Origin of the sequence: Hassallia byssoidea VB512170 (assembly GCF_000817785.2) — a bacterium.
In the GTDB taxonomy this organism is placed as follows: domain Bacteria; phylum Cyanobacteriota; class Cyanobacteriia; order Cyanobacteriales; family Nostocaceae; genus Hassallia; species Hassallia carrinoi.
The window spans coordinates 175,867-189,102 of the sequence record NZ_JTCM02000003.1 but is presented as its reverse complement, the minus strand read 5'-3'; the positions used below and the strand labels follow the sequence as shown (position 1 = coordinate 189,102).

Genomic DNA, 13,236 nt, shown 5'->3' with positions numbered 1-13,236 from the left:
TGGACAAAAATGGACAGCCTTGTTTACTAGATCCTCAACACCCCACGACATTTTCGGATGAAGGCTGTCCATTTTTGTCTATTGTTTGTGAAACCCCTTGTCCCCTTGTCTCCTTGTCTCCTTGTCTCCCCATTCCCCATTCCCAATCCTCATAACTTTTTGCTTGGCGGCATTAAAACAGATAATGCCTGAGGGATAACGCGGAAGTGGGCAGGGGTGTAAGTTGTGATTTCACCATCGGTATTGATGGGGCGCGGTTTACGGGTATACACTTCAATTTCTTGACCATTGAGGGCGCGGACATTCTGCGAATTAGTGTGTCGTCCTTGTCGCATAGCGGGCAATAAGAGAATAATTTGCCACCAGTGCCGAATCTCCAAACTGTAGAGGTCTAGCCTTTGATCTTCGATTGAGGCATCTTCAGCCACCGTCATCCCACCGCCGTAATAACGACCGTTACCCACGGCAATTTGGACTGTTTTCACCTTTATCGATTCGCCGTTGAGACGAATTTCTGCACTAAAAGGTCGAGATTCCCAAATTACTCGCAATGCGGTAGCAGCGTAAGCGAACACTCCCCATCGACGCTTGACTTCTTTGGTAAGTCGCTGAGTAATTTTTACACTCAGCCCCAGACTCGCAACGTTGAAAAAGTGCTTGCCGTTTACACACCCCAGGTCGATGCGTCGCACTTCACCATGAGCGATAATGTCACAAGCTTCGGTTAGAGAGTTGGGAATTCCTAAAGTTCTTGCTAAGTCGTTGGCTGTTCCCAAAGGCAAGATTCCCAAAGGCAACTGGCTAGTTACTAAAGCATCTACTGCGGCGTTTAAAGTGCCATCGCCACCACCTACGATCGCCAAGTCAACTTCATGTTGATGGCGCTGGATAACTTCTGGTATTTGCTCGGCATTTTCTGTAGACTCCTCCAGCAAATCAAAACCGAGTTTTTTCAGATAATCGATTGCTTCGGACAGATTATTTTGTCCTTGGCGGGCATGAGGATTTACTAACAACAGTGCGCGGGGACTCATCTGTCTAATTGTTTGTAGTTTATATCTAGAATTATCCACTTTTCCCATTCACTTGGTTGAAATTTTCTACCAAACCGTGCTGGGGCTGTTATGAAATATATTCAAATTCTAAGTTTACCACGGTTATTATACCGTTATTTTCCTCGTTGTTTCGCTGCTATCTTTTTTAGTTTAGCTTTATTATGTTGCGGTGTTTTGATACCTGCTAAATGGGGTAATCACTCAAAACATGATTGCGAAATCAAAATTTGTCTTTCTAATACTGGTATTCACTCTAATATTATAGTCCCAACTAAAAATCGTGTTTTTGATTGGCATAAATATTTATCTATAGATGAAATTGGTATAGATAATGCTAAAAATTATAATTATTTGAGTTTCGGTTGGGGCGATCGCGATTTTTATATGTCAACTCCTTCTTTAAAAAATCTCAAACTTTCTACTACCTTCAAAGCGCTATTTCTTCCCACTCCTTCTGTGATGTACGTTAAAGGCTACCAAATAATACCCAATTATTTAGAGGTTAAATGTATTAAAATTAATCAAAATGATTATTTGCCGTTAATAAATTTTATTGAATCTAGTTTTCAACTTGATGTTAATGGCACTTCAATTCGTTTAGGTAATGGTCACACTGATAATGCTGGATTTTATGCGGCAAAAGGCAGTTACTCGATATTGAGAAATTGTAATTCTTGGACAGCCGAAGGTTTAAAAAAAGCTGATGTAAATACTCCTCTTTGGACTGGACTTTCATCGGCAATTATGTTACATTTCCAAAGCAACTGTAAATAATTATGTATTTTTTGGGCTAATGCACAGAAAAGTCTGATATTTCCTTAGCTGTGGTTACAAGGCGAATGGCTGGAAACAAGCCAATAAGTGCAAGAAGTCTAATGCACTCCAAAAAGCAGCAATAAAAGCAAAAAGATGTTACACCGATTTCAATGGGCAAGAATTACCATTAAAATCAAACAGTAAAAACTGGTGTGTTATATGGCAACGAAAAAGGAATTCAATAGCTTTGAAGAGATGCTGTCAGGTTCTGATTTACCTGTGTTGGTAGATTTTTATGCTGACTGGTGCGGTCCATGTCAAATGATGGTGCCGATTTTAGAGCAAGTCAATGCTCAACTCAGCGGAAAGATGAAAATCGTCAAAATTGATACGGAAAAATACCCGCAGTTAGCGAGTGCGTATGAAATTTCGGCTCTACCGACGTTAGTACTATTTAAACAGGGTAAGCCTGTCGATCGCATTGAGGGTGCTATGGGCGCACCGCAATTAGTTCAGCATCTGCAAACTATGCTTTAATAATTATGGGTAATTGGTGAGCCAGTGCGTTGGGGAGGCACACCGTTGGGCGGCTCTGCCGACTTGAAGGTAGTGCCGTCGGCTCTGCCGACTTGAAGCACCTGGCGAACCCGAAGGGTAATATTGCGATTACCAATTACCGATACAATTGTGTTGGTGAGAATGCAATTTTCGCATTAGGCTGTGGTAAATACGAAGCGTGGTCAATTGAGCGCTGAAGCGCTCACTACTATGAAATCCTCTGAAAAAATAACTTGGTTTAATAACGGAGATGCTTACACTGTCGAACAAAGAAGAAGTTGGTACAGTAAGGTAGCAGATGCTTACAACCGCGCTAGACCACGCTATCCGATGCAGCTTGTTTCTCGTGTTGTAGAGTTAGCTGAACTTGATAAAGAGGCAATTATTCTTGAGGTGGGATGCGGTCCGGGAACTGCAACTACATCGTTTGCTCAATTGGGTTTTTCAATGATTTGTGTTGAGCCAAGTTTAGAAGCTTGCGAGTTAGCACGACAAAACTGCGCTCAATATCCAAAGGTAGAAGTTAAGAATACCACATTTGAAGAGTGGGAGCTAGAGCCGGCGAAATTTAATGCGGTGCTTTCAGCAACTGCTTTTCATTGGATTCCCGCAGAAATTGGCTATCCAAAAGCTGCTGATGCGCTGCAAGACAACGGTTCTCTGATTTTGATGTTGAATATGCAAGTTCAACCTGATTACGAAGTTTACCAGGTTTTGCATCAGGTTTATCAGATACATGCTCCGTCTCTGGGGCAATATGAAACGAGAGAAATTCAGGAAAAGAATTTTAGAAGCTTTGGAAAGTTTGCTATTGATTCAGGTCGCTTCCAGAATTTAGTCTCTCAAGAGTTGCTGTGTGAAGTCAGCTATAGCGTTGATGATTATTTGACGCTGTTAAGTACTTACTCACCGTATATAGCGCTAGAACCACAGAAGCGGGATTCTTTGTTTGCGGGTTTAAGAGAAGCGCTAGAGAAAAAATGTGGTGGGAGTGTCGAGGTTTCATTTCTCTCAGGTTTTCATATTGCGCGAAAAATATAGTTTATCAAGAACGATGCGGTTTATTTGCCCTTCCTCTGGAAGCCTGGGACTATACAAACAGAGCTTACCTACGTGGGCTAATTCTGACTCCTGCCTCCTAACTCCTAACTTACGATCGCCGTACATTCAAACAACACCATTCTTTTCGGCGCCACAAGGTCGCAACTACCCAACCGTTTTTTTCTAAAGCGTCAGCAACAGCTTTCGATTGTTCTAATAGAATACCACTGAAGATGCCCCAAGTGGTAGATTTAGCGATCGCACTCATTTGCGGTACTAATTCGATAATCACATCAGCCAAAATATTGCAGACGATTCCATCAACAGGCTTTTCGAGCAGTTTCGCTAAAACGTCTACGCTTCCCTGTGCTGTTACGATCTTTTCTGCATTAATATCGTTGAGTATTCGATTGCTGTTAGTTGATTGTACTGCTAAAGGGTCGGTATCTACCGCATAAGCTTTTTTTGCTCCTAGAAGCAATGCGCCTATCGAAAGGATACCAGAACCGCAGCCGATATCTGCAATTACCACATCATTTGGTTGCGTGTTTGTATCTGCAAAAGATGGTGGTACTTCAGCAAAACGCATTTCTAATGATTCTAAACACAACTGAGTTGTGGCATGGGCACCTGTGCCAAAAGCAACACCAGGGTCTAATTTAATTACCAGTCGTTCTGATGTTTGTGGTAGAGGTAGCCAAGCGGGATTAATGAGAAAGCGATCGCCTATTTCTTGAGGTTGCCAATGTTGTTTCCAGCTACTTGACCAATCTTCCTCATCAATTATCTGCCAATGCAAAGTCGGTGCAGACAATCCCACACACAAAGCATCTTGACGCAGCCATAATGAAAGCGCTGCCAAATCGAGTAACTGTGCTTGAAATTGCGGCAAATAACCCCGCACTAAACAAGAATTTGCTTTTGTTTCACTCGCTGTACCACGACAACCGAAACTTTCCAAACGCCAAAAGATAGATTCTTCTAGGTCTGGTTCACACAGAATTTGTAATTCCCACCAGGTATTTGCCATATCTAAAGTATGAAGTGTAAAGGATGTTCGCGCAGCGTCTCCTTTGGAGAAGGATGAAATAATTCCCAATTTACCCTTCATCCTTCATCCTTCATGCTTTTTAAAGTGTTACCGTGTATGCATCCCTAATTCCCGGGACTTTGATGATTTCCGTCAAAATGCCATCGGGTAAGGGATCGTCGATACTGAGCGTCATCACAGCATCACCACGAACGATTTTTCTGCCTACTTGCATACTGGCAATATTGACATTAAAACTGCCGAGTAGGGAACCGAGTTTGCCGATAATTCCTGGCATGTCGCGGTGTAGAGTGAATACCATGTATTGGCTGGGAGGTACGCTAATCGGAAAGCCGTCAATGTTGGTAAGGTAGATTTCTCCGTCACCTAACAAAGCGCCGGTTACAGAATGAGTACCCAAAGTACCTGTGGCTTCGAGATGCAGCGAACCGGCATAGTCTTTAACTGAAGCATCCCGCGTTTCAATAACGCGAATTCCGCGTTCTTTTGCTTCGATGCTGGCATTAACGTAGTTTACACGTTCGCGCAGAGCTTGGTAAAGTAGTCCTTTAAGGGCAGCGACAACTAAAGGCTGACTTTTGTTGGTTGCGAGTTCGCCTTGTAACCGCACGTTCAGTAATTCTACTCGTCCGCCGGCGAGTTGTCCGACTAGTCTACCTAAGGTTTCTGCTAGCTGCATGTAGGGTTTAAGTTCTTCCAAGACATCGGGATTAAGTCCGGGAATATTTACGGCTGAACGTGCGGGTAGTCCTAAAAGCACATCGCGGATTTGTTCGGCAACATCGATCGCTACATTTACTTGTGCTTCTGTAGTGGATGCGCCTAAATGAGGAGTGAGGATAACTTCTTTACCGATCGCTCGCAGTTGAGATTCTCCCAACGGTTCAGACTCGTAAACATCCAAAGCTGCCCCTGCTATTTTACCTTCTTTCAGGGCGGCGGCTAAAGCGTCTTCATCAATTATCCCACCACGAGCGCAGTTAATTATCCTGGCGTTGGGTTTCATCTTCGCCAATCTCTCGGCGTTGATTAAATGTGTCGTTTCCGGAGTTTTCGGGATGTGTAACGTGATATAATCTGCTTGCTGCAATAGAAGATCCAAATCTACTAATTGACAGCCTATTTGCTCCGCTCGTTCTGTGGAAATGAAAGGGTCAAAAGCTAACAATCTCATTCCCATTGCTCTGGCTACAGCGGCTACATGAGAACCGATTTTGCCTAAACCGACAATACCGAGAGTCTTTTTGTAGACTTCTGCGCCGACAAAAGTTTTGCGATCCCACTCATTGCGTTTTACAGAAGCATTGGCATCGGGGATGTAGCGAGATAAAGATAACATCATTGCTAGGGCGTGTTCGGCGGCGGCGATCGTGTTACCTTCAGGAGAGTTAACAACGACTATACCTTGACGGGTAGCTGCGGGAACATCGACATTATCGACACCGACACCAGCACGACCGATAATTTTTAATTGCGTGCCGGCTTCAATGATTTCTTTGGTAACTTGAGTGCCAGAACGAATCATCAGCGCGTCATATTCACCAATGATTTCTATTAGTTCTGCGGGTTTGAGATTTGTTTTAACATCGACAGTGGCAACTTGGGAGAGAATGTCAATCCCAGCTTGGTCAATTGGATCGGAGACTAGAACCTTAGACATGATTGCTGATTTTATAGCTAGAGATATCGCTGCACAAGACTTTTAAGTTTAATATTTATGTGTCGCCATTGAAGCAAAAATTATTCGTTTCACATCAAGCAAGTCCTCACCTAGTTATGATGATGGGATATTGGGTGAAGGTTCGTGTGGCGCTGCCTCCTATATCTGATGATTGGCGATTTGCAACCCTGTGGGTGAGTATAAACCATCAGTAGTGCCAAATCATATATCTAATATCTATATATTTATAAACATTTCTTAGTTTTATGCGATCGCTTCAATCGCACTTGGGTTGTCAGGGGTATATTAGCGAACCGCACTCGTAGCAGAGTCAAGCGATCGCATATCAATTCAGCAAGAAAAGAATAATTAGAATTGAGAGTGCGATCGCCCAAATATCGATAGTCTTATATTATCTATGTCAGAATTGAGGAAAAGAATATTTACCCTACAGCTCGACAAGCACTTATGTGTCTGGTCATTTGCCAGTACTTGTCCAACTTCTACCGTCCAATCGAGTTATTCCGTTTTAGTGACATTACTGGGAATGTGTTTATATTAGCAGGTGATGAGTTGCAAATTCTTGTATTTCGGGATGGAACTTGGAGATTTGTAAATGAAACCTAATTTTGCAGAAATGTCCACAAAAGAATTGAGAGCGTATGTGCTTGCTAATCGGGATGATGTAGAAGCGCTAGAAATTCTGTTTAGTCGTCGTACTCCTGACTCTGAAGCAATTATATATCCGTCGATGTTTACTGAAGATGGTACACCGATAGAAGAAAATAAGCGGATAATTGAAGAAGCGATCGCCCAAAGAATCCAGCAACAAAAGAATAATTAGAATTGAGAGTGCGATTTTTGCATTTTATTGCTGCGATCGCTTTTGCTGTGCTGCAAGAAGAACTTGTGCAACATCTAAATCTAAAGCCTGTGCTATTTGTTCTGGAGTTAAACCCACTGCTAAAAGCTTCGGTACAGCTTCTAATTTTGCCTCAAAGCGACCTTCTTGTTTACCTTCTAGTTTCCCTTCTAGTTTACCTTCTAGTTTCCCTTCTTGTTTAGCTTCTTGATAAACTCGCGTTTGCTTCAATTCACTTAATCCAAACATTGCTTCTATTTCCTGGACTTTATTGCTGCGATCGCTTTTGCTGTGCTGCAAGAAGAACTTGTGCAACATCTAAGTCTAAAGCCTGTGCTATTTGTTCTGGAGTTAAACCCACTGCTAAAAGCTTCGGTACAGCTTCTAATTTTGCCTCAAAGCGACCTTCTAGTTTCCCTTCTAGTTTCCCTTCTTGTTTCCCTTCTTGTTTAGCTTCTTGATAAACTCGTGTTTGCTTCAATTCACTTAATCCAAACATTGCTTCTATCTCCTCTCGACTTAAGTTAGGCAATTTATAAACCAAGATTGTCTCAATCAATTCTAGTAATTGTTTTTGTGGCAGTTGCAAATTTACCGCTTGCTGGGTACGGTTGATTAATTCCCTGGCGGTGCTAATGGCTGTATCTTCCTCTTCAATTACTAATTTTATCGTAGCAATGCCTAGCGGCAGTGATGCAGGTTCACCTAATTCATCTAAGTAAATTATACTGATACGCTGGCTATCGAATAATTCTAAGAAATCTTTTTTCTCACCTGTATCAATATTCCTAGCAGGATAAATCACCACTCCTCGCCAAGGATTTTTGCGTTTATTTTGGCGTAAGTATAAAGAAATTTCTGATACAACGCGCAAGTAAATGTCTGAGTCTGGTTGAAATTGGACTTCAACAAAATAAATCGGGCTTTCTTCATCTTGGGTGGGAAGAAATACACCATCAATTCTAAAGGCTGTTTGCTTAATTTCAACTGAAGCAAATTGATAGATGTTGGCAGTTTCGGGAGGGTTGCCAATCAGTTCAAAGAAGATGCTGGGAAATTCTTGAAATAGACGATAAAATATACTGTCGGTTTTCACATTGGATGTTGTTGTAGCACAGTAGCAATTATATATCCGTCGATGTTTACTGAAGACGGTACACCCATATAAGAAAATAAACTGATAATAGAAGAAGCGATGTCTACGCCTAACGCATCCAGCAAGACCTATAATACCCTCTTCCTTTGCGCCTTTGCGCCTTTGCGTGAGACATTCCGAAACATTCCCTCATCTTCCTGTATATACTCGTAATAAAATCTAAACACACACCAGCATGATAGTTGAATGGTTCACCACCTGGATAGCTGCAAAAGCATTTGGATTTCTCGTCAAAACCATTATCAGCGAAGACTTTCTCAAAGACTTACTCAAAGACTACGCTAAAGATTTTTTCAAGAATATCTTAAATAATGCCATAACCGCACCCTTTAAGCGAGAACCGCTTCAGAAAGCTGAAGTTATGGCACTGACAGAATTTGTGCAACTGATGCAGCAAGATTTAGAATATAGTGGATCGCAAGACGACATCAAAAAGTATACGCAACCGATAAAGCATTTTCTCAAGAATCCAGAAGTCAAACAAATCTTAGGAAGTGCCTTTAAGCATGATTGTCAAGCTATAGACACAAAGAAATTACAACAAATTTGGTATCAATTTAATTCATCAGATGATTTTAACTGGAAACCAATAGGCAATAAGTATCTAAAAAAAGTTAAAGAGATAATTCTTGAAGTTGATGAACTGCGAGAGATTCTTGATTCATACAATCTGGATAAAATCCGAGAAAACACAACCGAGATAGCCGGGATTATTCCGCAATTTGATTTGCAACGTTATCAAGAAGCAATTCGCGAACGCTATGGTAATCTGAAGTTAGATAATTTGGATACTACAGGTTACGCTTATAACGAACTTAAGTTATGGAACATCTTTATCGCCCAGAATGTCAGAGAAGCTAACCAAGTTTTACCACAAGTACACGAACTGCCGAAAGAACATCTGCGACGACTGCGAGAAAGTAACCAATTAGAGGCAGAAGTTAAAGAGGAAGAATTAGAACGTTATAAACAAGTTTATTTTGAACAAGCTACACGTTCGGTATTAGATATTGTCAATGACAAACGAACTTATAAATATATAGTTATTTTAGGCGATCCGGGTGCGGGTAAGTCTACATTGTTGCAATATCTCGCTTTAAATTGGGCAAATTCACCTTTAGATAATGTTATCACACAGCCGATACCTTTGCTAATTGAGTTACGCACTTATATGCGACGACGAGAGGATAAGGAGTGTGATAACTTTCTGGAATTTTTCCATAAATGTAGCGGGGCAATTTCTCATTTGAATCAACAGCAACTACACCAACAGCTTCAAGCTGGTAAGGCTTTGGTGATGTTTGATGGTTTAGATGAAGTCTTCGATCCGGGTCAGCGAGAAGATGTAATTACCGATATTCATCGCTTCACTAACGAGTATCCAAATGTGCAGGTGATTGTAACTTCTCGCGTGATTGGCTACAAAGCGCAACGATTGCGAGATGCTGAGTTTCGACACTTTATATTGCAAGATTTAGAAGCTGAACAAATTCAAGATTTTATTTACCGCTGGCACGAGTTAACATTTAACGATGAAGCGGATAAACTGAGAAAACGTGAGCGATTGGAAAGAGGAATTGCAGCTTCAAAATCTATTGCTGAATTAGCGGGTAATCCTCTGCTGCTGACGATGATGGCAATACTTAATCGGAATCAAGAATTGCCGCGAGATAGAGCGGAACTTTATAATCAAGCATCGCGGGTGTTATTGCATCAATGGGATGTGGAACGCGCTTTAATAGAAGATAAAAGATTAGATCCAAAAACGATTGATTATAAAGATAAGCAAGCGATGCTGCGTCAGGTTGCTTGTTATATGCAAACCAGTGAGAAGGGTTTGGCAGGTAATTTGATTAGTGCGGGTGATTTAGAGAAGATTTTAACGAAATATCTGAAAGATATAGAAGTTAGTCAAGCTAGAGAAGTTGCGAGGGTGATGATTAATCAACTGCGGACTCGTAACTTTACGTTATGTTTCCTGGGTGCAGATTATTATGCCTTTGTGCATCGGACATTTTTAGAATATTTCTGTGCTTGGGAGTTTGTTTGGCAGTTTGAAAAGACGCGATCGCTGACTATTGAGGAATTGAAGACAGAAGTTTTTGGTAAACACTGGCAAGATGAAACTTGGCATGAGGTGTTACAGCTAATTGTAGGAATGATTGAGCCGAAGTTTGCAGGTGAGATTATTGAGTATTTAATAAAGTTAGACGGTGAAGAAGGAGAGTTTGGCATTTTGTCTTTAGCGGCTAAGTGTCTTGTAGAGGTGAGGAATCGCTCGGTAATTGCTGCAACGGCTAATAAATTAGTTAAGCTGTTAAAAGAGCGGGCGATCGCTGATAATGATGAGGATGTGCGATATGCAGCAGTCCAAGCATTAGCCAGCAACTTCAAAGATGACCCCAACACCCTCCGATTGCTCAAAGACCGCGCGATCGCTGATAATTATTGGGATGTGCGACGTGCAGCAGTCCAAGCATTAGCCAGCAACTTCAAAGATGACCCCGACACCCTCCGATTGCTCAAAGACAGCGCGATCGCTGATAATGATGAGTATGTGCGACGTGCAGCAGTCGAAGCATTAATCAGTAACTTCAAAGATGACCCCGACACTCTCTCTTGGCTGAAAGACAGCGCGATCGCTGATAATGATGCTATGTCTGTCCGATATGCAGCAGTCGAAGCATTAGCCAGCAACTTTAAAGATGACCCCGACACCCTCCGATTGCTCAAAGACCGCGCGATCGCTGATAATCATCCGTATGTGCGACGTGCAGCAGTCCAAGCTTTAGCCAGCAACTTTAAAGATGAGCCTGGGATGTTTGAAGTATTCTACAATTGCGCTGTCAATGACCCCTTTAAGCGTAAGTACGACTATGAAGACAACCCTCGGCAAGTTGCACTTGAGATAATTATCGAGCAATATCCTCAGCATCCCCAGACTTTACCACTATTGCGCGACAAAGCAGCAAATGACGCAGATGAGAAAGTGCGGGAGTTTGCACAGAAAAAGTTGAAGGAGTTAGGAGGGGCAAAATAATCCGATGTCAGAATGTAAGCTGATTATATGCCCTTTGAAAATCAGAGAACTTAAAAGCTTGTTGCTGCAAGCTGGGTTTAGTTGTAAACCTGGAAAAGGAAGCCATAGTAAATGGATACATTTACAATTGCCTAAAGCTATCATCATCGCTGGCAAAGATGGTAGTGATGCCAAACTGTATTTAGAAAAACAAGTCAACGAAGCACTTGAAGAAATAAAGAAAATGGAAGAAGAGGAAACAGAAGAATGAAATATACAATTGTGATTAAATGGTCAGAATCAGACGAATGTTATGTAGTTTTGCTGCCTGAGTTTACTAATGTAATGCAGCCTTGCACTCACGGAGATACTTACGAAGAGGCAGTTAAGAATGCTCAAGAAGTTCTAGAAATGTTGATTTCGTCAGCTTTGTCAGACAGCGAACCGCTACCAGAACCGGAAACGTTAGGAAAGACATTTAAAGAGAATAGTTATAGTCGGTAGGGTGTGTTATGCCGTAGGAAGATCGCACCTTGAATTCTTGATGGTGCGTTGCGCTGTGCGACAACACACCCTACGTTTGAATTTATTAACTCCCCTCCCCGCAAGCGGGGAGGGGTTGGGGGTGGGGTATTAGGGAATGAGTGCAAGAGCGATGTTCAACAATGTTCAAACTAAAAGTATCAGATATAATGCACTTCAAAAGCTAGAAGAAATCAAAAAAGCTCAAGAGGAAGAAGAATGAATTCTCATTAGACTATTATTATTCAATGGTCTGACGAAGATAACTGTTATGTTGTCAGCCTTCCTGAATGGGGAGAATTTTGTCATACCCACGGAGACACTTACGAAGAAGCTGTTAAGAATGCTCAAGAAGTTTTAGAAATGCTCATTGAGTCATCTTTAGAAGACGGTGAACTCCTACCAGAACCGCAAACGTTAGCAAAGACATTTAAAGTAGCATAAATATTGATTCGATTAAAGAGGGATTATGACCACATCTATAAATACAACCAAAGTCTACGACGAAATTATTGACTTTATTGCTGCCGGAACTACACCCCAGAGTGTTATAGATTTTAAACTATCACATGCAGCCCAGGAGCGTTTAGAAGATTTGGTTTACGCTCACCAAACCGGAGAACTGACACCAGAAGAAAAAAAAGAGTTAGATCGGTTCCTCACGTTAGAGCATATAATGAGGTTGGCAAAAGCACGCGCTCATAAGTACATTACAGCCGAGTAAATATAAGAAGTGTAAAAATATAAATAAAATGTGCGTTCCTAAATGTAGTAACGGCTTCAGCCGTTAATCTTTCCTATGAGCGGTGAACCGCTCACTACGAAGTAAAAGAGATAACAAAGAGCAATTTTAAATAAAATGTGCGATCGCATGACTTTGTGGGAATCATAAACGTAGTAAACATTGCTACTACAGCAAGACTCTCACAAAGGTAATTATACGATGGCTTATCAAAATGTCAACGCTAACATTTCTGCACAAGATATCCAAGAAATCAAAGCAGCACTACAGACAGTCCAAAAAAAGCTGCCCTTTTTGATTACCCTAACTACCGAAGAACGACGCAAGTTATTTAAAATGGGTGATAAAAGCCTAGCTTTTGTTAATAATAGCGTTGCCGCTGCTCAGTCTAACCGCGACATTCTCCCAGCAAGTTTTGACGTTGAGGAATTGGTGCGAGATTATCAATTAGTCAGCACACTCACCGAACTTTTAACCTCAATGCGGCAACTCACCGAACAAGTAGATGATACCCTATTAGCAGTCGGTAGTGATGCCATGACCAGCAGTTTGACTGTTTATGACTATGTAAAGACTGCTGCAAAGAAGACTCCAGGCTTAAAAACTATTGCTGAACAGTTGGGTGAACGCTTCAAAGCTATCAGAAGTAGAACTACCAAAGCTGCATCAGGTTCTTGATGAATTAATACTCGTTAACGAGTATCTGAACCTCATTAAAGAGTCTTTGATACTCGTCAGAGAGTCTTTGATACTCGTCAGAGAGTCTTTGATACTCGTCAGAGAGTCTTTGATACTCGTCAGAGAGTCTTTGATA

General features: G+C 41.5%; 16 protein-coding genes and 1 pseudogene. 12 read left to right on the top strand and 5 right to left on the bottom strand.

Annotated features, from left to right (window positions below; genetic code table 11):
- Positions 1-149: 149 nt before the first annotated feature.
- On the bottom strand, positions 150-1,034 hold the full coding sequence (locus tag PI95_RS02965; protein WP_039740409.1) for a lipid kinase: 885 nt from the start codon (positions 1,032-1,034) through the stop codon (positions 150-152).
- 90 nt (positions 1,035-1,124) lie between these two features.
- Here PI95_RS02965 and PI95_RS02960 point away from each other — a divergent pair, with 90 nt between their 5' ends.
- The 4 genes from PI95_RS02960 to PI95_RS02945 all read left to right on the top strand — a co-directional run bounded on the left by PI95_RS02960 (position 1,125) and on the right by PI95_RS02945 (position 3,410).
- On the top strand, positions 1,125-1,829 hold the full coding sequence (locus PI95_RS02960; RefSeq protein ID WP_163518541.1) for a TIGR02117 family protein: 705 nt from the start codon (positions 1,125-1,127) through the stop codon (positions 1,827-1,829).
- Between the two features lie 201 nt (positions 1,830-2,030).
- Complete coding sequence (trxA, locus tag PI95_RS02955) at positions 2,031-2,348, top strand: thioredoxin (protein ID WP_039738965.1); 318 nt, start codon at positions 2,031-2,033, stop codon at positions 2,346-2,348.
- A 29-nt stretch (positions 2,349-2,377) separates the two neighbouring features.
- A complete protein-coding gene (locus PI95_RS02950; RefSeq protein ID WP_163518539.1) occupies positions 2,378-2,566 on the top strand; it encodes a hypothetical protein in 189 nt (62 codons plus the stop codon).
- Between the two features lie 13 nt (positions 2,567-2,579).
- Positions 2,580-3,410: a class I SAM-dependent methyltransferase gene (locus PI95_RS02945; protein WP_039740405.1), complete on the top strand. Its 831-nt coding sequence runs from the start codon at positions 2,580-2,582 to the stop codon at positions 3,408-3,410.
- A 109-nt stretch (positions 3,411-3,519) separates the two neighbouring features.
- On the opposite strand, the gene prmA is transcribed toward PI95_RS02945, so the two are convergent.
- Complete coding sequence (gene prmA, locus PI95_RS02940) at positions 3,520-4,440, bottom strand: 50S ribosomal protein L11 methyltransferase (protein ID WP_039740404.1); 921 nt, start codon at positions 4,438-4,440, stop codon at positions 3,520-3,522.
- 100 nt (positions 4,441-4,540) lie between these two features.
- A complete protein-coding gene (gene serA, locus PI95_RS02935) occupies positions 4,541-6,121 on the bottom strand; it encodes a phosphoglycerate dehydrogenase (RefSeq protein WP_039738963.1) in 1,581 nt (526 codons plus the stop codon).
- 411 nt (positions 6,122-6,532) lie between these two features.
- On the opposite strand from serA, the gene PI95_RS37400 reads away from it, so the two are divergent.
- On the top strand, positions 6,533-6,748 hold the full coding sequence (locus PI95_RS37400; RefSeq protein ID WP_373695670.1) for a DUF6888 family protein: 216 nt from the start codon (positions 6,533-6,535) through the stop codon (positions 6,746-6,748).
- Positions 6,738-6,965, top strand: a complete 228-nt coding sequence (locus tag PI95_RS02930; protein WP_201280272.1) for a DUF6887 family protein — start codon at positions 6,738-6,740, stop codon at positions 6,963-6,965. The genes PI95_RS37400 and PI95_RS02930 overlap by 11 nt, the downstream gene beginning before the upstream one ends.
- Before the next feature lie 24 nt (positions 6,966-6,989).
- Here PI95_RS02930 and PI95_RS02925 read toward each other — a convergent pair.
- A pseudogene (locus PI95_RS02925) lies at positions 6,990-7,247 on the bottom strand (Rpn family recombination-promoting nuclease/putative transposase); the annotation flags it as partial.
- Between the two features lie 4 nt (positions 7,248-7,251).
- Entirely contained in the window at positions 7,252-8,079 is an 828-nt protein-coding gene (locus PI95_RS02920; RefSeq protein ID WP_039738960.1) for an Rpn family recombination-promoting nuclease/putative transposase, read from the bottom strand.
- A 235-nt stretch (positions 8,080-8,314) separates the two neighbouring features.
- Here PI95_RS02920 and PI95_RS02915 point away from each other — a divergent pair, with 235 nt between their 5' ends.
- The 6 genes from PI95_RS02915 (at position 8,315) to PI95_RS02890 (ending at position 13,100) form a co-directional block, all read left to right on the top strand.
- Entirely contained in the window at positions 8,315-11,179 is a 2,865-nt protein-coding gene (locus tag PI95_RS02915) for a HEAT repeat domain-containing protein (RefSeq protein WP_163518537.1), read from the top strand.
- A gap of 4 nt (positions 11,180-11,183) precedes the next feature.
- Positions 11,184-11,429: a type II toxin-antitoxin system HicA family toxin gene (locus tag PI95_RS02910; protein WP_039738956.1), complete on the top strand. Its 246-nt coding sequence runs from the start codon at positions 11,184-11,186 to the stop codon at positions 11,427-11,429.
- Positions 11,426-11,662 (top strand): type II toxin-antitoxin system HicB family antitoxin, encoded by a 237-nt coding sequence (locus tag PI95_RS02905; RefSeq protein WP_039738954.1) that lies wholly within the window; start codon positions 11,426-11,428, stop codon positions 11,660-11,662. Before PI95_RS02910 ends, PI95_RS02905 begins: the two co-directional genes overlap by 4 nt.
- Positions 11,663-11,917: 255 nt before the next feature.
- Complete coding sequence (locus PI95_RS02900; protein WP_163518554.1) at positions 11,918-12,124, top strand: type II toxin-antitoxin system HicB family antitoxin; 207 nt, start codon at positions 11,918-11,920, stop codon at positions 12,122-12,124.
- A gap of 25 nt (positions 12,125-12,149) precedes the next feature.
- On the top strand, positions 12,150-12,404 hold the full coding sequence (locus PI95_RS02895; protein WP_039738952.1) for a hypothetical protein: 255 nt from the start codon (positions 12,150-12,152) through the stop codon (positions 12,402-12,404).
- Between the two features lie 219 nt (positions 12,405-12,623).
- On the top strand, positions 12,624-13,100 hold the full coding sequence (locus PI95_RS02890) for a hypothetical protein (RefSeq protein WP_039738951.1): 477 nt from the start codon (positions 12,624-12,626) through the stop codon (positions 13,098-13,100).
- Positions 13,101-13,236: the final 136 nt, after the last annotated feature.